The organism is Pseudomonas sp. S5F11 (assembly GCF_019641515.1).
GTDB classification, from domain to species: domain Bacteria; phylum Pseudomonadota; class Gammaproteobacteria; order Pseudomonadales; family Pseudomonadaceae; genus Aquipseudomonas; species Aquipseudomonas rhodesiae.
Genome location: NZ_JAIFJZ010000001.1, coordinates 2,820,008 through 2,842,034, shown reverse-complemented (window position 1 = coordinate 2,842,034; position 22,027 = coordinate 2,820,008). Strand labels below are relative to the sequence as shown.

Here is a 22,027-nt window from a genome sequence, read left to right as displayed (position 1 = left end):
TTCCTCACGTAAAAGAATCGTGGCAAAGGCGGCCAATATAAACCCGAATGCGCTCGCAAATATGACAAAGGTCAACTGTCTGACTAGCGGCGTCGTCCATCACTCACACGAGTAACAGACGACGCCTACAGACCTGTTTCAGAAACCTTCCAACACGATCTTGCCTTTGGCCTTGCCGCTCTCCAGCAACGCGTGAGCCCGACGCAGATTGGCCGCGTTGATCGCACCGAAGTGCTCGCCCACGGTGGTTTCCAGCGTGCCGGCGTCGATCAGTTCAGCCACGCGATTGAGCAGGTGGTGTTGTTCGATCATGTCCGGCGTCTCGAACATCGAGCGGGTGTACATAAACTCCCAATGCAGCGACAGGCTCTTGCGCTTGAGCTTGCTGACGTCCAGTGCCTTGGGGTCGTCGATCAGCGCGAGCTTGCCCTGAGGTTGCAGCGCTTCGACCAACTGATCCAGGTGGTGCTCGGTCTGGGTCAGGCTGGCGACATGGGTCACTTGCGCTTCGCCGGCCTGTTGCAAGGCTTGGCTCAGCGGCTGGCTGTGGTCGATCACCCGATGGGCGCCCAGTGCTTTGGCCCATGCCTGGGTTTCCGGGCGCGACGCGGTGCCGATCACCTTCAATGCCGTCAGTTGCCGGGCCAGTTGGGTGAGGATCGAACCCACACCGCCGGCGGCGCCGACGATCAGCAGGCTCTGGCCTTCATCTTCCTTGCCCTCGCGAATCTGCAGGCGCTCGAACAGCAGTTCCCAGGCCGTGATAGCGGTCAGCGGCAGCGCGGCGGCTTCGGCAAAGTTCAGGCTCTTGGGCATATGCCCGACGATGCGTTCGTCCACCGTGTGCAGTTCGCTGTTGCCGCCCGGGCGGGTCAGGGAGCCGGCGTAGAACACCTTGTCGCCAGCTTTGAAGAGGGTCACGTCGCTGCCGACCGCCTTGACCACCCCGGCGACGTCCCAGCCCAGCACCTTGGCAGCGCCGTGTTCGGGGGCGACGTTCTGGCGCACTTTGGTGTCCACCGGGTTGACCGAGATGGCTTTGACTTCTACCAGCAGGTCGCGGGGGCCGGCGACGGGGGCCGGCAATTCGATGTCTTGCAGGGACAGGGGATCGTTGATGGGCAGTGACGCGTAGTAGGCAATGGCTTTCATGGAGGCTCCGGAAAATAGCGGTGATCAGGCGAGAAAATTCAGGCGTTTGAGTTCGAAATGTTCGAGTACCTGCGCCGCCTCGGCGCGGAAGTGCTGGATATGCGCACTCTGGTCGTGGGCGGCCAGGGCTGCGTCGTCGCGCCAACGTTCGAGCATGTAGAAGGTCCCGGGGTGTTGCTGGTCCTGATGCAGGTCGTACTGCTCGCAGCCGTCTTCACGGCGTGTGGGTTCAAGCAGACTGCGCAGCAGGGTTTCCAGGGCGGCCTGTTGGCCAGGTTTGGCGATCAGCGTGGCGATCACGTTAAAGGCAGCGGACATAAGCGACTCCTGGCACGTTAAACACGGGGTGGGCTGATGATTGGCTATTTCCCGCCATCATAAAAGCGGCTAAAACAGAGGGCTGTTTCAACGGAATTTTGATAATGCTGCGCTTCGATGATTTGCAATTGTTTGTACGAGCGGCGGACTTGGGCAGCCTGTCGGCAGCGGCGCGGGTGATGGACCTGTCGCCGGCGGTGGCCAGTGCGGCGCTCAAGCGCATTGAGCAGCAGTTGGGCGCGCGTTTGCTGGCGCGCTCCACCCGCAGCCTGCGCTTGACCGCCGAGGGCGAAGGGTTTCTGGAGTATGCCCGAGCTGCGTTGGGTTCCTTGGATGAGGGCCGGCGCTTGCTGGCCAGCGGTCAGGACCATGTCAGCGGCGTGCTGCAACTCTCGGCACCGTCGGACTTTGGCCGTAACCAATTACTGCCCTGGCTGGATGAGTTCCAGCGTGAACATCCGCAGCTCAACGTGCGCCTGTTGTTGGGTGATCGAATCGCCGACCTGTTTCGCCAACCGGTGGATATCGCCCTGCGCTACGGCGAACCCGAGGACTCCAGCCTGGTGGCGCTGCCCGTGGCGCCGAGCAACGTGCGTGTGCTATGCGCCGCCCCCAGTTATTTGGCGCGTCACGGCGAACCCCGTCACCTGGAACAACTGGCTCAGCACAATTGCCTGCTGTACATGCTCGGTAGCCGCGTGCATGACCATTGGGCGTTTCGCGACGGTAAGCGCGACATCAGTCTGACGGTCAGCGGCGACCGTTTCAGCGACGACGCCGATGTGGTGCGGCGCTGGGCGGTGGCCGGGGTGGGCATTGCCTACAAATCCTGGCTGGATGTGAGCACCGACGTGCTCGCCGGGCGCCTGCGCTTGATCCTCCCAGAGCTGCGCGGCGAGCCCACACCGCTCAATCTGCTGTGTGCCCACCGGGCGCAATTGAGCAAACCCGTCAACTTGCTGCGGGACATGCTGGTCACCCGTTGTGCGAACTTGACCGCGCAAATGCCGGAGCCAGCAGGGGCTGGGCAATAGCCTCCACCACAGCCAGAAATTTCACTCATGTTCTGTCCCTATTCGCGCTGTCAGACGCCGCGGAACCGGCCCATGGCGCACCTATACTTTGGCGCCAACCGCAGCAGAAAAGTGATTTAACAGGGAGTGAACCGATGGAAGCAGCACCTTGTATCAGTCAGATCGCCGGCTTGCTCGCCGAGCCGAAACGCGCCGCCATGCTTTGGGTTTTGATGGACGGCTCCGCTAAGACTTCAGAAGAACTCGCCAGGTTGACCGGGCTCTCGCCAGCGTCGGCCAATGCGCATTTGGCGCGGCTCACCGGCAGTGGCTTGCTACGGGCCGAGGCGCGGCGTGGCAAGCGTCTGTTTCGGGTGGCCGCCGCCGATGTCAGCCTCGCCATCGATGCGTTGGCCAGTACCACCCTGGCCAGTGCCGCCCGTGCCGCGCCCTGTTCGCCGGAACCGACGCTGTTGGCGCCGCCGTCACTGCGTCGGGCGCGACTGTGTCACGGCCATCTCGGCGGCGAGCTGGCGGCGGGGTTGTACGAGCGCATGATGGAGGCGAGGTGGATCGAGCGTTATGAACAACGCACCGATGTCACCGTCAAGGGGGCCCAGCAACTGGCGAACTTGGGCATTTTCACCCAGGCACTAAGCTCGCCGCTGACCTGCGATTGTTTCGACTGGAGTCAGCAGCATCCGCACTTGGGCGGTGCGCTGGGGGCGGGGTTGCTGCAATTGTTTCTGCAATCGAACTGGGTCAGCCTGATCAATGATTCCCAGGCGCTACAGGTCAGTGAGATCGGGCAGCAGGAAATCGACCGCCTGGCTGCGCCTGAATAGTCGTGGCGTCGTTGAGAGTTTTAATCAGGTCGCATCCAGCAAAAATCTGGAAAAAGCATGCCGCACACTCGTCCTCGGGCTTTTCTTACTGGGGGTGTGGCATGGGTATGCAAGGTTTTAGCGCAGCGGAACGCCTCGAACGGTTACCCATCAGCGGTTACCACCGAGTGATTTTTATCATCATTGCCTTGGCGTTTTTTTTTGACTCCATGGATCTTGCGATGATGACCTTCCTGTTGGGCTCGATCAAAACCGAGTTCGGGCTGAGCACCGCCCAGGCGGGGTTGCTCGCCAGTTCGAGTTTTTTCGGCATGGTGGTGGGGGCGTCGTTGTCCGGGATGCTCGCCGATCGCTTCGGGCGTAAGCCGGTGTTTCAGTGGAGCATCGTGCTGTGGGGCTTGGCCAGCTATCTGTGTTCCACGGCGCAGACCGTGGAGACATTGACGCTGTTTCGTATCCTGCTGGGGATCGGCATGGGCATGGAGTTTCCGATTGCGCAATCGATGCTGTCCGAGCTGATCCCGGCCAAGGCGCGCGGGCGCTATATCGCGTTGATGGATGGTTTCTGGCCGCTGGGCTTTGTGGCGGCGGGGGTGCTGTCGTATTTCCTGCTGCCGGTGATCGGCTGGCGTGACATCTTCCTGGTGTTGGCGGTGCCGGCGGTGTTTGTGTTGGCAATCCGTTTTTTCATCCCCGAATCGCCGCGCTGGTTGGAACAGGCCGGCCGCCATGACGCAGCGGACAAGGTGCTGATTGGGATCGAGAACAAAGTGCGTACCTCCCTGGGCCGCACCGACTTGCCGGAACCGATTCGCCTGCCACGGGTGCAGAGCGTGCCGGGGAATTTCTTTTCGGCATTCCAGCAATTGTGGTCCGCGCAGTATCGCCAGCGCACGCTGATGATCTGGAGCGTCTGGTTCTTTGCCCTGCTCGGTTTCTACGGGCTGACCTCGTGGCTGAGCGCGCTGTTGCAGCAGTCCGGTTTCGCGGTGACCCAATCGGTGTACTACACGGTGATCATTTCCTTGGGCGGGATCCCCGGCTTTTTGATGGCGGCCTGGTTGGTCGAGCGCTGGGGGCGTAAACCGGTGTGTGTGGTGACATTGCTCGGTGGCGGCTTGATGGCGTTTCTGTATGGGCAGAGTGCGGTGTTTGGCGGCAATGTCGGCTTGCTGATCACCACGGGGCTGTTGATGCAGTTCTTTTTGTTTGGCATGTGGGCGGTGCTCTACACCTACACGCCGGAGTTGTACCCCACGTCGGCGCGGGCGACCGGGTCCGGGTTTGCCTCGGCGATTGGCCGGGTCGGTTCGTTGCTGGGGCCGTTGGTGACCGGGCTGGTGTTTCCGGTGACCGGGCAGGGCGGAGTATTTGCCTTGGGCGCGCTATGTTTTGCGGTGGCGGCGCTGGTGGTGTGGGTATTTGGGATGGAAACCAAGGGCAAAACGTTGGAAGAGTTGGCCGAAGCCTGAAAACCGCTGCGCAAAAGAAGGGAGGGTGCAAGCACCCTCCCTTCTTTCGTTACGGCTTGATCAAGCGCGCATCCAGGCTGTTCTGGGCCAGGCGTTTGGCCTGATCCTGGGTCATGCCCAGTGATTCATACAGTGCATAGAAGTTTTCGGTGACATAACCGCCGAAGTACGCCGGGTCATCCGAATTCACCGTCACCTTCACGCCCCGCTCAAGCATGTCGAGGATGTTGTGCTGGGCCATGTCGTCGAACACGCAGAGCTTGGTGTTGGACAACGGGCACACGGTGAGCGGAATTTGCTCGTCGATGATGCGCTGCATCAGGCGCTCGTCTTCGATGGCGCGCACGCCGTGGTCGATACGCTGGATTTTCAGCAGGTCGAGGGCTTCCCAGATGTATTCCGGTGGGCCTTCTTCGCCGGCGTGTGCCACGGTGAGGAAGCCTTCATGCCGTGCGCGATCGAACACGCGCTGGAACTTGCTTGGCGGGTGGCCCATTTCCGAGCTGTCCAGGCCAACGGCCACGAACGCATCGCGGAACGGCAGGGCCTGGTCCAGGGTTTTCTCGGCTTCTGCTTCACTCAGGTGGCGCAGGAAGCTGAGGATCAAACCGCTGGTGATGCCCAATTGCTGCTCGCCATCTTTGAGCGCGGCGGCGATGCCGTTCAGCACCACCTCGAACGGGATGCCACGATCGGTGTGGGTTTGCGGATCGAAGAACGGCTCGGTGTGGATCACGTTCTGGGCTTTACAGCGCAGCAGGTAGGCCCAGGTAAGGTCGTAAAAATCCTGGGAGGTGCGCAGCACATCGGCGCCCTGGTAGTACAGGTCGAGAAATTCTTGCAGGTTATTGAAGGCGTAGGCCTTGCGCAGGGTGTCGACGTCGTTCCACGGCAGCGCGATTTTATTGCGCTCGGCCAGGGCAAACAGCAGCTCAGGCTCCAGCGAACCCTCCAGGTGCAGGTGCAGTTCGGCCTTGGGCAGGGCGTTGAGCCAATCGTACATGTCTAAATTCTCATCAGGTGCAATCGCCGCATTCTACAGGCCATGGCTGAAATAATCGGCAAAACCTGACCAGCAGGAGAGTATTCGTTTTATTCGCGCAAGGGCGACGTGAACTAAGGTGTAACGAAACGTTAGCGGCGTGGCGCAGTCTGTACCCCATCAATGACTGATTTGCCGCATTAAAAGGCCCGGAATGCTCACATCCCTCAAGCAAGAAAAATTCATGCTGCTGGCGCTGATTGCCGCCATCGCCGCCTATCCGTTGGAGCATTGGATGCTGCACAGCGGGCAAATGGTGGCGCTGCTCGCGGGGCTGGCGCTGATCGCGTTTATCGTGATGGCTTCGATGCGTGTAGCCCACCACGCCGAGCAACTGGCGGAAAAAGTCGGCGACCCCTACGGCACTATGATCCTGACCCTCGCGGCCGTGCTGGTGGAGGTGGTGATCCTGGCGATCATGATGAGTAACGAACCTTCACCGACCCTGGTGCGCGACACCATTTACTCGGCGGTGATGCTCGACATCAACGGCATCCTTGGCCTCGCTGCGCTGATGGGCGGGATCAAGCATGGCGAACAGTCCTACAACGACGATTCGGCGCGGACCTACAGCGTGATGATCCTCACCGCCATGGGCGTGTCGATGGTGGTGCCGGAATTTATCCCCAGAGGCGATTGGAAAATTTACTCGGCCTTCACCATCGGCGCGATGGTGGTGCTGTACACCTTGTTCCTGAGGATGCAGGTGGGGCCGCACAGTTACTTCTTCAGTTACAGCTACCCGGAAAAACGCCGTAAGCAGTTGCCGGCAGACGCGGAAGCGCCGCCGGTCAGCCTGGCGTTTTCCATTGGCACTTTGGTGTTCGGTGTGGTGGTGATTGGTGCGTTGGCAGAGGTCATGTCCAAGACTCTCGACCTTGGCCTGGAAGGCACGGGCGCGCCGCCGGTAGTGACGGCGATTGTGGTGGCGGCGATTTCGGCGGCGCCGGAAATTCTGACGGCATTGCGCGCCGCGTTGGCCAACCGTATGCAGTCGGTGGTCAACATCGCGTTGGGTGCTTCGTTGTCAACAGTGATCCTGACCGTGCCGGTAATGGAGGCCATGGCGCTCTACACCGGCCAGCCGTTCCAGATGGCAATGACCCCCGTGCAAACCGTGATGGTGTTTATCACGCTGATCGTCAGCGCGATCAACCTCAACGATGGCGAAACAAACGCCATCGAAGGGATGACCCACTTTGTGCTGTTTGCGACGTTTATCATGTTGTCGCTGCTGGGCCTGTAAGCGCAGCAGCGTAAGGTTGGTGAGGACGCCGGGATCAGCTCCCGGCGATCAACGCCCGCGCCGCCTGGCTGTGATCGGCAATCAAGCCTTTCAGATCCAGGCCTTCCACCTGCCCGTCGATGACTCGCCACTGCCCGCCGACCATCACCCGATCCGCTCGGTCCGCGCCGCACAGCAGCAGCGCCGAGATCGGATCATGGCTGCCGGAAAAGCGCAGCTCATCCAGCTTGAACAGCGCCAGGTCGGCTTGTTTGCCAACGGCCAACTCGCCTATATCCGTACGCCCCAACAAATGCGCCGAGCCTTTAGTGGCCCAGCCGAGCACGCCTTCGGGGGTGATGTGCTGCGCGCCATAACGCAAGCGCTGGATATACAGGGCCTGGCGCGCTTCGAGGATCATGTTCGACGCGTCGTTGGAGGCCGAGCCGTCCACACCCAGGCCGATTGGCGCGCCGGCGGCGATCAGGTCCAGGGTCGGGCAGATGCCCGAAGCCAAGCGCATATTGGAGCTTGGGCAGTGACAGATACCGGTACCGGCCTCGCCCAGGCGCGCGATTTCATCCGGGTTGAAGTGAATGCCGTGGGCCAGCCAGGTGCGCTGGCCGAGCCAGCCGACGCTGTCGAGGTAGTCCACCGTGCGCAGGCCGAAGCGCTGCAGGCAGAAGTTTTCTTCGTCGAGGGTTTCGGCCAGATGGGTGTGCAGGCGCACATCGAGTTGAGTGGCCAATTCGGCACTGGCGCGCATGATTTCCGGCGTGACTGAAAACGGCGAGCAGGGTGCCAGGGCGATCTGGATCTGCGCGCCGTCGCCGCGCTGGTGGTAGGCGCGGATCAGGCGTTGGCTGTCGTCCAGGATCACTTGGCCTTGTTGCACGGTTTGCTGCGGTGGCAGGCCGCCATCGGCTTCGCCCAAGCTCATGGAGCCGCGGGTGAGCATGGCGCGCATGCCCAGTTCGCGCACGCTGTCCACTTGCACATCGATGGCGTGTTCCAGGCCGTCGGGGAACAAGTAGTGATGGTCGGCCGCAGTGGTGCAGCCGGACAGCAACAGCTCGGCCAATGCTACTTTACTGGCCAGGGCGAGTTTTTCCGGGGTCAGCCGCGCCCATACCGGGTAAAGGGTTTTCAGCCACGGAAACAACGGCTGATTGACTACCGGCGCCCAGGCACGGGTGAGGGTCTGGTAGAAGTGATGGTGTGTGTTGATCAGGCCCGGCAGGACCACATGTTCACGGGCATCGAAGACCTGTTCGCAAGGTTGCGCAGGGACTTGGCCAGCCGATAGCACTTCGGCGATCACACCGTTTTGCAGCACCAGGCCGCCACGGGCATCGAGGCCATTGGCAGTGAAAATCGCGAGGGGGTTTTTTAACCAGATACGGGTCGCAGGCATTGGCCGGCTCCTCTGAATGATGGGTTCAGGTTTGCCAGCTCAGTGTTGCCCTGTCTGCTGATCCAGGGTCGCCGGTGGGGGCGAGGGGCTAGAGTACGTGGAGTTCGGTTTGTAGGAAAGCGGATTGATTTGTGTGGGAGGGATAAGCCCCTCCCACATTTTTTTCGTGTGTACTTACCAGGCGATAGTGGCGCCTTTGTAGTCCACGAAATGATGGCCACCTTTGCCGGCGAAGGCATTCACTTGATCCACCAGGCCACGCACGCTGGTATCGACATCAATATGGGCGTTTTCGCCGCCCATGTCGGTTTTGACCCAGCCCGGGTGCATCGACAGCACCGTTAGCCGGTGGTCGCCCAATTGGGTGATAAAGCTGTTGGTCATGGAATTGAGCGCAGCCTTACTGGCTTTGTACAGCGCCATCTCCGAGCCGTCGGGAATGGTGACGCTGCCCAGCACCGAACTCATGAACGCCAACACACCGCTGTCTTTGCGGATCTGCCCGACAAAACGCTGGGCCAGGTTGATCGGCGCCACGGCGTTGGTGAAGAACAGCTGGCCGACTTCGGCCAGGGTGGCGTGGCCGGGTTCCTGATTGTCCGGGCCTTTGACGCCGGCATTGATGAACAGCAGATCGAAGGTGCGCTCTTTGAGGCGCTGGTTCAGGGCGATCACGGCTTGTTGATCGTCCATGTCGAGTTTCTCGATCTGTACCGGGCCAACGGCTTTCAGCGCATCGGCTTTGCTCGGATCGCGCACGGTGGCGGTCACGTCCCAGCCGTCCTGGAGCAGTTGCTTGACCAGGCCAAGACCCAGCCCGCGGGAGGCGCCGATGATCAGTGCGGTTTTTGGCGTAGACATGAAAGGCTTCCTTTGAAATCGCGGTTCAGGGAGATTCAGCGCACAACAGTAGCAGTTTCAGCGTTGCAGGAGGATGCGGCCACGGCTCAAGTCTGCGAGCTGGGTTTGCAGGGTTTCGATCTGCGCTTCCCCCAGGGCCAGATGCAATTCGACACCATTGGCGGTGAAGGTTTCTTCCACCACCAGCCCGCCCAATTCGGCCACGCGCAGTTTGACCAAGTTCAATTCGGAGAAGCCGCACGCACAACGCAACGGCACGCGGCTGATCAGCTCGATGCGCTCGGCGTTTTGTAAGCATTTATTCGCGCCACCACCATAGGCACGGGCAAGCCCACCGGTGCCCAGTTGGATACCGCCGTACCAGCGGATGACCAGCACGGCGACCTGGTCAAAACCTTGGGCCTCGATGGCGGCCAGGATCGGTCGCCCGGCCGTGCCGCCGGGTTCGCCGTCGTCGTTGCTGCGGTACTGGTCGCCCAATTTCCAGGCCCAGCAGTTGTGCGTGGCATCGAGAACGCTGTGCTCCTGAAAAAACGCCTGGGCGTCCTGTGGGCTGGTGATCGGCACAGCGAGGGTGATAAAGCGGCTTTTGCGTATCTCTTCACGAAACTCGCAAAGGCCGGTGAGCGTGAAAGGCATAGGTTGCTTCGTCTAGAGGGCCGGCTTGATGCCGCAGCCTTTGAGAATGATATGGATCAGGTTGGTGCCGGCGTCTTCCATGTCTTGTTTGGTCAGGCGGGTACGCCCGGTGACGCGGCAGATCTGGGTAGCGAAATCGGCGTAGTGCTGGGTGCTGCCCCACAGCAGGAAGATCAGGTGTACGGGGTCCACGGGGTCCATTTTGCCGGCGTCGATCCAGGCCTGGAACACCGCCGCACGCCCGCTGAACCAGGCGCGGTAGTCCTGGCTGAAATATTCGGTGAGGCATTCGCCGCCGCTGATGATTTCCATGGCGAAGATCCGCGAGGCCTGGGGCTGGCGCCGTGAGAACTCCATCTTGGTGCGGATGTAGCGGGTCAGGGCCTCGGCGGGATCGTCCTCGGCGGTCAGCGTGTTGAAGGTGCTGTCCCATAGCTCAAGGATATTGCTGAGCACCGCGATATACAGGCCCAGTTTATTGGTGAAGTAGTAGTGCAAGTTGGCCTTGGGCAGCCCGGCGCTGGCAGCAATGGTGTTCATGCTGGTGCCCTTGTAGCCATGGCGCGCGAACTCATCCTCAGCAGCCTGGAGAATCGCTTGTTCGTTCTTTTGCCGGATGCGGCTGGCGGGCTTACCGGCGTGGTGGCTGTGGGCAGGAACTTCGAGGCTCATGGAGATTACCGTGCTGATCGATAGAGACGACGTGTGCACAGATAACCCACCCTCAAGCCCCAGACAAGTCCCGATGCAATAAAACCGTCAAAGCGGCTCCAGCGTGTCGCTTTCGGTTGCGTGGTTTACGGCGGTGCCGGGGGTTTTGGCCTCCGGCAATAGCACGCACAACACAATCGCGGTCAGGCCGCCGCTGGTGATGGCGGAATCGAACAGATTCTGTATCAGCGCGGGCATCAGGTGTAGCAGGTTTGGCTGGGCAGCGATCCCCAGGCCGACGCCGAACGAAGTTGCGATGATCAGCATGCTGCGCCGGTCCAGTGGCGCCTGCGCGAGGATGCGCACCCCGGCGGCGGCGACACTGCCGAACATAACCAGGGTCGCGCCGCCCAATACCGGCTTGGGGATTTGCTGCAGCACGGCCCCAATCAGCGGAAACAAACCGAGGCAGAACAGCACCACGCCGATATATAAGCCGACGTAACGGCTGGCGACGCCGGTGAGTTGGATCACCCCGTTGTTCTGCGCGAAGGTAGTGTTGGGGAACGCACTGAAGGTGGCGGCGATCATGCAGCTCACCCCGTCACCCAGCACGCCGCCTTTGAGCCGGCTTATATAGGAAGGGCCACTGATGGGTTGGCGGGCGATCATGCAATTGGCAGTCAGGTCGCCGACAGTTTCGATGCTGCTGATCAGATAGATCAGCGCAATCGGCAGGAAAGCGCTCCAGTCGAAGTTGAAACCAAACCGAAACGGTATCGGCAAGCTGACCAGAGGCAAGTCCGGCAAGGCCTGAGGCACCAGTTTGCCGCTGAACCAGGCCGCCAGACTGCCCAGGGCCAGGCCGATGATAATCGCCGAAAGCCGCACCCACGGTGTGTTCGAGCGATTGAGCAGAATGATCGTTAGCACCACGAACAGCCCCAATGCCAGGTTGGTCGGAGCGCCGAAATCGGCGGCGTTGAAACCGCCGCCCAGGTCGGTAATGCCGACTTTGATCAGGCTGATGCCGATCAGTGTTATCACGATGCCGGTGACCAGCGGCGTAATTACCCGGCGCAACTGCCCGATGAAGCGGCTGAGGACGATCTGCACGGCCGCGCCGAAAAAGCACACGCCGAAGATCATCGCCATGATGTCTTCCGGGCTGCCGCCGCGTTGCTTGACCAGAAAACCGGCTGACAGCACCGCGCCGAGAAACGCAAAGCTGGTGCCTTGCAGGCAGATCATTCCGGCGCCGATACCAAACGGCCTACGCGCTTGGATGAAGGTGCCCACACCGGAAACCATCAACGCCATGCTGATCAGGTAGGGCAAATGCGCGGTAAGGCCGAGGGTGGAGCCGATGATCAGCGGCGGAGTGATGATACCGACGAAGGCGGCCAACACATGCTGCAAGGCGGCCAATAGGGCGGGGGCGGGTTTTGGGCGGTCGTTGAGACCGTAGATCAGGTCGCTGGGGCTGGAGGATTCTGGTGGCATGGCGGGCAAACTCAAGGCGGACGGTTCTAGGTCCTGATGCCCTTGCAAAAAGCTGTCCAGTTGCTCAGCTTTTGCGCCGAGGCCCGATTTAGCGTGTTGCAGCCAAGCTGTCGAGAAAGCTTTCCAGCACCAAATGAGGGCGACGGCCCTTGCGCGTGACCGATGCCAGGCTCAAATCGTAAAAACGTGTAGCCGGTTTCAGCGCACGCAGTCGGCCTTGTTGTACCCATAGGTTGGCGTAGTGATCAGGTAAATAGCCGATATAGCGACCAGTGAGGATCAGAAACGCCATGCCTTCGCGGTCCGACGCGCTGGCGGTGCAGTTGAGCGCCTGGTAGTGAGCCTGGATGTCTGCGGGCAGGCGAAAGGTCGGGGCGATTGCGTCCTGGCTATCGATGCGGGTGTCGTCCAGCGCTTTGTCGTCGGCATAGAACAGCGGATGACCGACTGCGCAGTAAAGCAGCGAACGTTCGCTGTAGAGCGGCTGGTATTCCAGGCCGGACAGCGCGCTGGCTTGGGGCACAACTCCCACATGCAGGCGGCCGTCGAGTACGCCTTGCTCCACTTCGTTGGGTGCGATCATGCGGATCTGAATCTGCACGTCCGGGCCCCGTTCCTTCAATTGTGCCAAGGCGTGTGTGATGCGCATGTGAGGCAGGGTGACAAGGTTGTCGGTGAGACCGATGATTAATTCGCCGCGTAAGTGCTGGTGCAGGCCGTTGACCTCGGTGCGAAAACTTTCCAGCGCGCTCAACAACTGCAGGGCCGACTGGTACACCTCGCGCCCTTCCTCCGTGAGCGAAAACCCCGCGCGGCCACGCTGGCAGAGCCTCAATCCCAGCCGCTGTTCAAGGTCGCTCATTTGCTGGCTGATGGCCGAGCGCCCGATGCCGAGCACGGTTTCTGCCGCCGAGAACCCGCCGCATTCCACCACGCTGCGAAAGATGCGCAATAAGCGGATATCAAAGTCGCTGACTTGAGCCAGGGGATCGGGACGACGGATGCTCATAGTTTAGTGAAGCCCTGACTGAAGGTTAGAAAAGTTGGATTTCACCGACTTTATCGCCATGGCAATTTAGCTGCAAGAACGCTTTCAATCCCGACGCTGCCTTTTGCCCTGCGAGGTTTTGCTGATGAACATGCCCGAAAACGCCCCTTCGTCCCTGGCCAGCCAACTCAAGTTGGATGCGCATTGGATGCCGTATACCGCTAACCGTAATTTCCAGCGCGATCCACGCCTGATCGTGGCCGCAGAGGGTAGCTGGCTGACGGATGACAAGGGGCGCAAGGTCTACGATTCGTTATCAGGCCTGTGGACCTGCGGCGCCGGGCACACCCGCAAAGAAATTCAGGAAGCGGTGGCCAAGCAATTGGGCACGTTGGACTACTCGCCGGGCTTCCAATATGGTCATCCGCTGTCCTTTCAACTGGCGGAAAAGATTACCGATCTGACCCCCGGAAACCTCAATCATGTGTTTTTCACCGATTCTGGCTCCGAGTGCGCCGACACCGCGGTGAAGATGGTGCGGGCTTACTGGCGCTTAAAAGGCCAGGCCACCAAGACCAAGATGATCGGCCGCGCACGGGGTTATCACGGGGTTAACATCGCCGGCACCAGCCTTGGCGGTGTGAACGGTAACCGTAAGATGTTTGGCCAGGCGCTGATGGATGTTGACCATCTCCCGCACACCTTGCTGGCAAGCAATGCGTTTTCCCGCGGCATGCCTGAGCAGGGCGGCATCGCCTTGGCAGATGAGTTGCTCAAGTTGATCGAGCTGCATGACGCGTCGAACATCGCCGCGGTGTTCGTCGAGCCGATGGCCGGTTCGGCGGGCGTGCTGGTGCCGCCACAGGGTTACCTCAAGCGCCTGCGCGAGATCTGCGATCAGCACAATATCCTGCTGGTATTCGATGAAGTGATCACCGGTTTCGGCCGCACCGGCTTGATGTTCGGTGCGGACAGCTTTGGTGTGACCCCGGACTTGATGTGCATCGCCAAACAAGTCACCAACGGCGCGATCCCCATGGGCGCAGTGATTGCCAGTAGCGAGATCTATCAAACCTTCATGAACCAGGCGACGCCGGAGTACGCAGTGGAGTTCCCCCACGGCTACACCTACTCGGCGCACCCGGTCGCTTGCGCTGCTGGCCTGGCGGCGTTGGACCTATTGCAGAAGGAAAACCTGGTGCAGAGCGTAGCCGAAGTCGCTCCGCACTTTGAGAATGCGCTGCACGGTTTGAAGGGCAGCAAGAACGTAATCGACATTCGCAACTATGGCCTGGCCGGCGCGATCCAGATTGCCCCGCGTGACGGAGACGCCATTGTGCGTCCATTCGAGGCCGGCATGGCTTTGTGGAAGGCGGGGTTCTACGTGCGCTTCGGTGGCGACACGCTGCAGTTCGGGCCAACCTTCAACAGCAAGCCGCAGGACCTGGATCGCTTGTTCGACGCGGTCGGCGACGTGCTGAACAAAATCGACTGATTTCTCCTTCTATATAGAACAACTTTTCAGGAGCCCTGCATGAGCCTTATCCAGCATTTGATCAATGGCGAGTTGGTCAACGACAGCGGTCGCAGCGCTGATGTGTACAACCCGTCCACCGGCCAGGTGATTCACCAAGTGCCGTTGGCCAGCCGTGAAACTATCCAGCGTGCAATCGACTCAGCGAAGGCGGCCTTTCCGGCCTGGCGCAATACGCCGGCGGCTAAGCGCGCTCAGGTGATGTTTCGTTTCAAGCAATTGCTGGAGCAGAACGAAGCCCGCATCTCGCAGTTGATCAGCGAGGAGCATGGCAAAACGTTGGAAGATGCCGCCGGCGAGCTCAAGCGCGGGATCGAAAACGTCGAGTATGCGTGCTCGGCGCCGGAGATTCTCAAGGGCGAATACAGCCGTAACGTTGGGCCGAACATCGATGCGTGGTCGGACTTCCAGCCCCTGGGTGTAGTGGCCGGTATTACGCCGTTCAATTTCCCGGCGATGGTGCCTTTGTGGATGTACCCGTTGGCGATCGTCTGCGGCAATTGCTTCATTCTCAAACCTTCGGAGCGCGATCCAAGTTCGACGCTGCTGATCGCACAACTGTTGCAAGAAGCCGGTCTGCCCAAAGGCGTCCTCAGTGTGGTGCACGGAGACAAAGGGGCGGTGGATGCGTTGATCGAAGCGCCTGAAGTAAAAGCATTGAGCTTTGTAGGATCGACGCCGATTGCTGAGTACATCTATTCCGAAGCGACCAAACGCGGCAAGCGTGTACAGGCGCTGGGCGGAGCGAAGAACCATGCGGTGTTGATGCCGGACGCCGATCTGGATAACGCGGTCAGTGCCTTGATGGGGGCTGCCTACGGATCATGCGGCGAGCGTTGCATGGCGATCTCGGTGGCGGTGTGCGTGGGGGACCAGGTCGCCGATGCTTTGATTGCCAAGTTGGTGCCGCAGGTCAAGGCATTGAAGATTGGCGCAGGCACGTCTTGCGGCCTGGATATGGGGCCGTTGGTCACTGGGCAGGCGCGGGACAAGGTCAGCGGCTATATAGAAGACGGCGTGGCTGCCGGCGCTGAGTTGGTGGTCGATGGTCGCGGGTTGAGTGTTGCCGGTCATGAGCAGGGCTTCTTCCTCGGCGGTAGCCTGTTTGATCGCGTAACCCCTGAGATGCGTATCTATAAAGAAGAGATCTTTGGGCCGGTGTTGTGCGTGGTTCGGGTAGACAGCCTGGAAGCTGCGATGCAACTGATCAATGATCACGAGTATGGCAACGGCACTTGTATCTTCACCCGTGATGGTGAAGCGGCACGTCTGTTCTGTGACGAAATCGAAGTGGGCATGGTGGGTGTGAACGTTCCGCTGCCGGTGCCGGTGGCTTATCACAGCTTTGGTGGCTGGAAGCGATCGCTGTTTGGCGACTTGCATGCGTATGGGCCGGATGGTGTGCGCTTTTACACTCGGCGCAAGGCGATTACCCAGCGTTGGCCGCAGCGGGCCAGTCATGAAGCGTCACAGTTTGCTTTTCCCAGCCTTTAGCCCTCGTTGGCTAGGCGGGAAGCCGGCCCATTAGGGCCGGCTTTCGTGCTTTGGGGCGTTTTTTGACCAGTACGACAGAAATATGAAAATAGTGGTTGACGGCAGATTCCAGAAGTCTATAATTCGCCCCACTTCCGGCGCAGTCGAAACGGAAAACTCCTTGGTAAACAAAGAGTTACGCAAGGTTCGACAGCGGATCGCTTCAGTTCATCGAAGCACAGAAGGAGTTGGTAGAGCAGTGTTGTTTGGCTCTATTAACGTTTCGATCTTCTCGATCGAAAGCGGAGAAAAAGAGGTGTTGACAGCAGCGTGTAACGCTGTAGAATTCGCCTCCCGCTAACGAGAGATCGGAGGCGCAAGTGGTTGAAGTTGTTGAAGAAATCTTCGAAAACTTCTGAAAATAATCACTTGACAGCAAATGAGGCTGCTGTAGAATGCGCGCCTCGGTTGAGACGAAAGATCTTAACCAACCGCTCTTTAACAACTGAATCAAGCAATTCGTGTGGGTGCTTGTGGAGTCAGACTGATAGTCAACAAGATTATCAGCATCGCAAGTTACTCCGCGAGAAATCAAAGATGTAACCAACGATTGCTGAGCCAAGTTTAGGGTTTCTTAAAAACCCAAAGATGTTTGAACTGAAGAGTTTGATCATGGCTCAGATTGAACGCTGGCGGCAGGCCTAACACATGCAAGTCGAGCGGTAGAGAGAAGCTTGCTTCTCTTGAGAGCGGCGGACGGGTGAGTAATGCCTAGGAATCTGCCTGGTAGTGGGGGATAACGTTCGGAAACGGACGCTAATACCGCATACGTCCTACGGGAGAAAGCAGGGGACCTTCGGGCCTTGCGCTATCAGATGAGCCTAGGTCGGATTAGCTAGTTGGTGGGGTAATGGCTCACCAAGGCGACGATCCGTAACTGGTCTGAGAGGATGATCAGTCACACTGGAACTGAGACACGGTCCAGACTCCTACGGGAGGCAGCAGTGGGGAATATTGGACAATGGGCGAAAGCCTGATCCAGCCATGCCGCGTGTGTGAAGAAGGTCTTCGGATTGTAAAGCACTTTAAGTTGGGAGGAAGGGCCGTTACCTAATACGTGATGGTTTTGACGTTACCGACAGAATAAGCACCGGCTAACTCTGTGCCAGCAGCCGCGGTAATACAGAGGGTGCAAGCGTTAATCGGAATTACTGGGCGTAAAGCGCGCGTAGGTGGTTTGTTAAGTTGGATGTGAAATCCCCGGGCTCAACCTGGGAACTGCATTCAAAACTGACTGACTAGAGTATGGTAGAGGGTGGTGGAATTTCCTGTGTAGCGGTGAAATGCGTAGATATAGGAAGGAACACCAGTGGCGAAGGCGACCACCTGGACTGATACTGACACTGAGGTGCGAAAGCGTGGGGAGCAAACAGGATTAGATACCCTGGTAGTCCACGCCGTAAACGATGTCAACTAGCCGTTGGGAGCCTTGAGCTCTTAGTGGCGCAGCTAACGCATTAAGTTGACCGCCTGGGGAGTACGGCCGCAAGGTTAAAACTCAAATGAATTGACGGGGGCCCGCACAAGCGGTGGAGCATGTGGTTTAATTCGAAGCAACGCGAAGAACCTTACCAGGCCTTGACATCCAATGAACTTTCTAGAGATAGATTGGTGCCTTCGGGAACATTGAGACAGGTGCTGCATGGCTGTCGTCAGCTCGTGTCGTGAGATGTTGGGTTAAGTCCCGTAACGAGCGCAACCCTTGTCCTTAGTTACCAGCACGTAATGGTGGGCACTCTAAGGAGACTGCCGGTGACAAACCGGAGGAAGGTGGGGATGACGTCAAGTCATCATGGCCCTTACGGCCTGGGCTACACACGTGCTACAATGGTCGGTACAGAGGGTTGCCAAGCCGCGAGGTGGAGCTAATCCCATAAAACCGATCGTAGTCCGGATCGCAGTCTGCAACTCGACTGCGTGAAGTCGGAATCGCTAGTAATCGCGAATCAGAATGTCGCGGTGAATACGTTCCCGGGCCTTGTACACACCGCCCGTCACACCATGGGAGTGGGTTGCACCAGAAGTAGCTAGTCTAACCTTCGGGGGGACGGTTACCACGGTGTGATTCATGACTGGGGTGAAGTCGTAACAAGGTAGCCGTAGGGGAACCTGCGGCTGGATCACCTCCTTAATCGACGACATCAGCTGCTCCATAAGTTCCCACACGAATTGCTTGATTCATTGAAGAAGACGAAAGAAGCAGCCCGAAATTGGGTCTGTAGCTCAGTTGGTTAGAGCGCACCCCTGATAAGGGTGAGGTCGGCAGTTCGAATCTGCCCAGACCCACCAATTTTGTGTGGGAAACGCCTGTAGAAATACGGGGCCATAGCTCAGCTGGGAGAGCGCCTGCCTTGCACGCAGGAGGTCAGCGGTTCGATCCCGCTTGGCTCCACCACTACTGCTTCTGTTTGTATAAAGCTTAGAAATGAGCATTCCATCGTGTCGATGGTGAATGTTGATTTCTAGTCTTTGACTAGTTCGTTCTTTAAAAATTTGGGTATGTGATAGAAAGATAGACTGAACGTTACTTTCACTGGTAACGGATCAGGCTAAGGTAAAATTTGTGAGTTCTCTTAGTTGAGAAATTCGAATTTTCGGCGAATGTCGTCTTCACAGTATAACCAGATTGCTTGGGGTTATATGGTCAAGTGAAGAAGCGCATACGGTGGATGCCTTGGCAGTCAGAGGCGATGAAAGACGTGGTAGCCTGCGAAAAGCTTCGGGGAGTCGGCAAACAGACTTTGATCCGGAGATGTCTGAATGGGGGAACCCAGCCATCATAAGATGGTTATCTTGTACTGAATACATAGGTGCAAGAGGCGAACCAGGGGAACTGAAACATCTAAGTACCCTGAGGAAAAGAAATCAACCGAGATTCCCTTAGTAGTGGCGAGCGAACGGGGACTAGCCCTTAAGTGGCTTTGAGATTAGCGGAACGCTCTGGAAAGTGCGGCCATAGTGGGTGATAGCCCTGTACGCGAAAATCTCTTAGTCATGAAATCGAGTAGGACGGAGCACGAGAAACTTTGTCTGAATATGGGGGGACCATCCTCCAAGGCTAAATACTACTGACTGACCGATAGTGAACTAGTACCGTGAGGGAAAGGCGAAAAGAACCCCGGAGAGGGGAGTGAAATAGATCCTGAAACCGTATGCGTACAAGCAGTGGGAGCAGACTTTGTTCTGTGACTGCGTACCTTTTGTATAATGGGTCAGCGACTTATTTTCAGTGGCGAGCTTAACCGAATAGGGGAGGCGTAGCGAAAGCGAGTCTTAATAGGGCGTCTAGTCGCTGGGAATAGACCCGAAACCGGGCGATCTATCCATGGGCAGGTTGAAGGTTGGGTAACACTAACTGGAGGACCGAACCGACTACCGTTGAAAAGTTAGCGGATGACCTGTGGATCGGAGTGAAAGGCTAATCAAGCTCGGAGATAGCTGGTTCTCCTCGAAAGCTATTTAGGTAGCGCCTCATGTATCACTGTAGGGGGTAGAGCACTGTTTCGGCTAGGGGGTCATCCCGACTTACCAAACCGATGCAAACTCCGAATACCTACAAGTGCCGAGCATGGGAGACACACGGCGGGTGCTAACGTCCGTCGTGAAAAGGGAAACAACCCAGACCGTCAGCTAAGGTCCCAAAGTTATGGTTAAGTGGGAAACGATGTGGGAAGGCTTAGACAGCTAGGAGGTTGGCTTAGAAGCAGCCACCCTTTAAAGAAAGCGTAATAGCTCACTAGTCGAGTCGGCCTGCGCGGAAGATGTAACGGGGCTCAAACCATACACCGAAGCTACGGGTATCACGTAAGTGATGCGGTAGAGGAGCGTTCTGTAAGCCTGTGAAGGTGAGTTGAGAAGCTTGCTGGAGGTATCAGAAGTGCGAATGCTGACATGAGTAACGACAATGGGTGTGAAAAACACCCACGCCGAAAGACCAAGGTTTCCTGCGCAACGTTAATCGACGCAGGGTTAGTCGGTCCCTAAGGCGAGGCTGAAAAGCGTAGTCGATGGAAAACAGGTTAATATTCCTGTACTTCTGGTTATTGCGATGGAGGGACGGAGAAGGCTAGGCCAGCTTGGCGTTGGTTGTCCAAGTTTAAGGTGGTAGGCTGAGATCTTAGGTAAATCCGGGATCTTAAGGCCGAGAGCTGATGACGAGTGTTCTTTTAGAACACGAAGTGGTTGATGCCATGCTTCCAAGAAAAGCTTCTAAGCTTCAGGTAACCAGGAACCGTACCCCAAACCGACACAGGTGGTTGGGTAGAGAATACCAAGGCGCTTGAGAGAACTCGGGTGAAGGAACTAGGCAAAATGGCACCGTAACTTCGGGAGAAGGTGCGCCGGTGAGGGTGAAGGACTTGCTCCGTAAGCTCATGCCGGTCGAAGATACCAGGCCGCTGCGACTGTTTATTAAAAACACAGCACTCTGCAAACACGAAAGTGGACGTATAGGGTGTGACGCCTGCCCGGTGCCGGAAGGTTAATTGATGGGGTTAGCTAACGCGAAGCTCTTGATCGAAGCCCCGGTAAACGGCGGCCGTAACTATAACGGTCCTAAGGTAGCGAAATTCCTTGTCGGGTAAGTTCCGACCTGCACGAATGGCGTAACGATGGCGGCGCTGTCTCCACCCGAGACTCAGTGAAATTGAAATCGCTGTGAAGATGCAGTGTATCCGCGGCTAGACGGAAAGACCCCGTGAACCTTTACTATAGCTTTGCACTGGACTTTGAATTTGCTTGTGTAGGATAGGTGGGAGGCTTTGAAGCGTGGACGCCAGTCTGCGTGGAGCCATCCTTGAAATACCACCCTGGCAACTTTGAGGTTCTAACTCAGGTCCGTTATCCGGATCGAGGACAGTGTATGGTGGGTAGTTTGACTGGGGCGGTCTCCTCCTAAAGAGTAACGGAGGAGTACGAAGGTGCGCTCAGACCGGTCGGAAATCGGTCGTAGAGTATAAAGGCAAAAGCGCGCTTGACTGCGAGACAGACACGTCGAGCAGGTACGAAAGTAGGTCTTAGTGATCCGGTGGTTCTGTATGGAAGGGCCATCGCTCAACGGATAAAAGGTACTCCGGGGATAACAGGCTGATACCGCCCAAGAGTTCATATCGACGGCGGTGTTTGGCACCTCGATGTCGGCTCATCACATCCTGGGGCTGAAGCCGGTCCCAAGGGTATGGCTGTTCGCCATTTAAAGTGGTACGCGAGCTGGGTTTAGAACGTCGTGAGACAGTTCGGTCCCTATCTGCCGTGGACGTTTGAGATTTGAGAGGGGCTGCTCCTAGTACGAGAGGACCGGAGTGGACGAACCTCTGGTGTTCCGGTTGTCACGCCAGTGGCATTGCCGGGTAGCTATGTTCGGAATAGATAACCGCTGAAAGCATCTAAGCGGGAAACTAGCCTCAAGATGAGATCTCACTGGAACCTTGAGTTCCCTGAAGGGCCGTCGAAGACTACGACGTTGATAGGTTGGGTGTGTAAGCGCTGTGAGGCGTTGAGCTAACCAATACTAATTGCCCGTGAGGCTTGACCATATAACACCCAAGCAATTTGAGTCGAAAGGCCAGATTGCGGTGTGTGAAGACGCAATGAACCGAAAGTTCGATGCTCACAAAACACCGACAGCTGTCACATACCCAATTTGCTGAAGCGAGGCCAAAAGGTCACGAGTCAGTACCCGAATTTCTTGACGACCATAGAGCATTGGAACCACCTGATCCCATCCCGAACTCAGAAGTGAAACGATGCATCGCCGATGGTAGTGTGGGGTTTCCCCATGTGAGAGTAGGTCATCGTCAAGATTAAATTCCGAAACCCCAATTGCGAAAGCAGTTGGG

At 58.0% G+C, this 22,027-nt stretch carries 15 protein-coding genes, 2 tRNA genes and 3 rRNA genes; 11 read left to right on the top strand and 9 right to left on the bottom strand.

All coding sequences use genetic code 11. The annotated features are described in order from the left end of the window. Window positions 1-138: 138 nt before the first annotated feature. Together K1567_RS12920 and K1567_RS12915 are read right to left on the bottom strand one after the other, a co-directional pair. A complete protein-coding gene (locus K1567_RS12920; protein ID WP_034095724.1) occupies window positions 139-1,152 on the bottom strand; it encodes a zinc-binding alcohol dehydrogenase family protein in 1,014 nt (337 codons plus the stop codon). 24 nt (window positions 1,153-1,176) lie between these two features. Continuing rightward, window positions 1,177-1,470 (bottom strand): putative quinol monooxygenase, encoded by a 294-nt coding sequence (locus K1567_RS12915; protein ID WP_099312888.1) that lies wholly within the window; start codon window positions 1,468-1,470, stop codon window positions 1,177-1,179. Between the two features lie 104 nt (window positions 1,471-1,574). Here K1567_RS12915 and K1567_RS12910 point away from each other — a divergent pair, with 104 nt between their 5' ends. The 3 genes from K1567_RS12910 to K1567_RS12900 all read left to right on the top strand — a co-directional run bounded on the left by K1567_RS12910 (window position 1,575) and on the right by K1567_RS12900 (window position 4,800). Beyond that, the gene (locus K1567_RS12910) at window positions 1,575-2,504 is read left to right on the top strand and encodes a LysR family transcriptional regulator (RefSeq protein ID WP_034095726.1); all 930 of its coding nucleotides are present in this window, start codon (window positions 1,575-1,577) and stop codon (window positions 2,502-2,504) included. Window positions 2,505-2,638: 134 nt separating this feature from the next. After that, window positions 2,639-3,328 (top strand): helix-turn-helix transcriptional regulator, encoded by a 690-nt coding sequence (locus tag K1567_RS12905; protein ID WP_034095727.1) that lies wholly within the window; start codon window positions 2,639-2,641, stop codon window positions 3,326-3,328. A gap of 101 nt (window positions 3,329-3,429) precedes the next feature. Then, on the top strand, window positions 3,430-4,800 hold the full coding sequence (locus K1567_RS12900; protein WP_034095728.1) for an MFS transporter: 1,371 nt from the start codon (window positions 3,430-3,432) through the stop codon (window positions 4,798-4,800). 49 nt (window positions 4,801-4,849) lie between these two features. Here the strand turns inward: K1567_RS12900 and K1567_RS12895 are convergent, their stop codons facing one another. Then, entirely contained in the window at window positions 4,850-5,803 is a 954-nt protein-coding gene (locus K1567_RS12895; protein WP_047881371.1) for an adenosine deaminase, read from the bottom strand. 193 nt (window positions 5,804-5,996) lie between these two features. Here K1567_RS12895 and K1567_RS12890 point away from each other — a divergent pair, with 193 nt between their 5' ends. Next, window positions 5,997-7,088, top strand: coding sequence for a calcium:proton antiporter (locus K1567_RS12890; RefSeq protein WP_034111618.1), 1,092 nt, complete (start codon window positions 5,997-5,999; stop codon window positions 7,086-7,088). A 34-nt stretch (window positions 7,089-7,122) separates the two neighbouring features. Here the strand turns inward: K1567_RS12890 and K1567_RS12885 are convergent, their stop codons facing one another. The 6 genes from K1567_RS12885 to K1567_RS12860 form a co-directional block, all read right to left on the bottom strand. Next, a complete protein-coding gene (locus tag K1567_RS12885) occupies window positions 7,123-8,481 on the bottom strand; it encodes an 8-oxoguanine deaminase (RefSeq protein WP_047881370.1) in 1,359 nt (452 codons plus the stop codon). 174 nt (window positions 8,482-8,655) lie between these two features. Then, entirely contained in the window at window positions 8,656-9,342 is a 687-nt protein-coding gene (locus K1567_RS12880; RefSeq protein ID WP_034095732.1) for an SDR family oxidoreductase, read from the bottom strand. A 57-nt stretch (window positions 9,343-9,399) separates the two neighbouring features. Then, the gene (locus K1567_RS12875; RefSeq protein WP_047881369.1) at window positions 9,400-9,981 is read right to left on the bottom strand and encodes a YigZ family protein; all 582 of its coding nucleotides are present in this window, start codon (window positions 9,979-9,981) and stop codon (window positions 9,400-9,402) included. A 12-nt stretch (window positions 9,982-9,993) separates the two neighbouring features. Continuing rightward, on the bottom strand, window positions 9,994-10,653 hold the full coding sequence (locus tag K1567_RS12870) for a TetR/AcrR family transcriptional regulator (RefSeq protein WP_034095734.1): 660 nt from the start codon (window positions 10,651-10,653) through the stop codon (window positions 9,994-9,996). Window positions 10,654-10,740: 87 nt separating this feature from the next. Then, complete coding sequence (locus K1567_RS12865) at window positions 10,741-12,135, bottom strand: uracil-xanthine permease family protein (protein WP_047881368.1); 1,395 nt, start codon at window positions 12,133-12,135, stop codon at window positions 10,741-10,743. Window positions 12,136-12,223: 88 nt separating this feature from the next. Then, window positions 12,224-13,144, bottom strand: coding sequence for a LysR family transcriptional regulator (locus K1567_RS12860; protein WP_034095736.1), 921 nt, complete (start codon window positions 13,142-13,144; stop codon window positions 12,224-12,226). Between the two features lie 124 nt (window positions 13,145-13,268). On the opposite strand from K1567_RS12860, the gene K1567_RS12855 reads away from it, so the two are divergent. The 7 genes from K1567_RS12855 to rrf all read left to right on the top strand — a co-directional run bounded on the left by K1567_RS12855 (window position 13,269) and on the right by rrf (window position 21,991). Beyond that, window positions 13,269-14,618: an aspartate aminotransferase family protein gene (locus tag K1567_RS12855; RefSeq protein WP_169869113.1), complete on the top strand. Its 1,350-nt coding sequence runs from the start codon at window positions 13,269-13,271 to the stop codon at window positions 14,616-14,618. A gap of 39 nt (window positions 14,619-14,657) precedes the next feature. Next, entirely contained in the window at window positions 14,658-16,151 is a 1,494-nt protein-coding gene (locus K1567_RS12850; protein WP_169869114.1) for a CoA-acylating methylmalonate-semialdehyde dehydrogenase, read from the top strand. Window positions 16,152-16,784: 633 nt separating this feature from the next. Next, window positions 16,785-18,321: ribosomal RNA gene (locus tag K1567_RS12845) — 16S ribosomal RNA — on the top strand. A gap of 81 nt (window positions 18,322-18,402) precedes the next feature. Continuing rightward, window positions 18,403-18,479: transfer RNA gene (locus tag K1567_RS12840), tRNA-Ile, on the top strand. A 30-nt stretch (window positions 18,480-18,509) separates the two neighbouring features. Next, a tRNA-Ala gene (locus tag K1567_RS12835) sits at window positions 18,510-18,585 on the top strand. A gap of 247 nt (window positions 18,586-18,832) precedes the next feature. Beyond that, a 23S ribosomal RNA gene (locus K1567_RS12830) occupies window positions 18,833-21,724 on the top strand. A gap of 151 nt (window positions 21,725-21,875) precedes the next feature. Then, a 5S ribosomal RNA gene (gene rrf, locus K1567_RS12825) occupies window positions 21,876-21,991 on the top strand. Together the 16S, 23S and 5S rRNA genes with 2 tRNA genes alongside form the textbook arrangement of a ribosomal RNA operon. The last annotated feature ends 36 nt before the right edge of the window (window positions 21,992-22,027 follow it).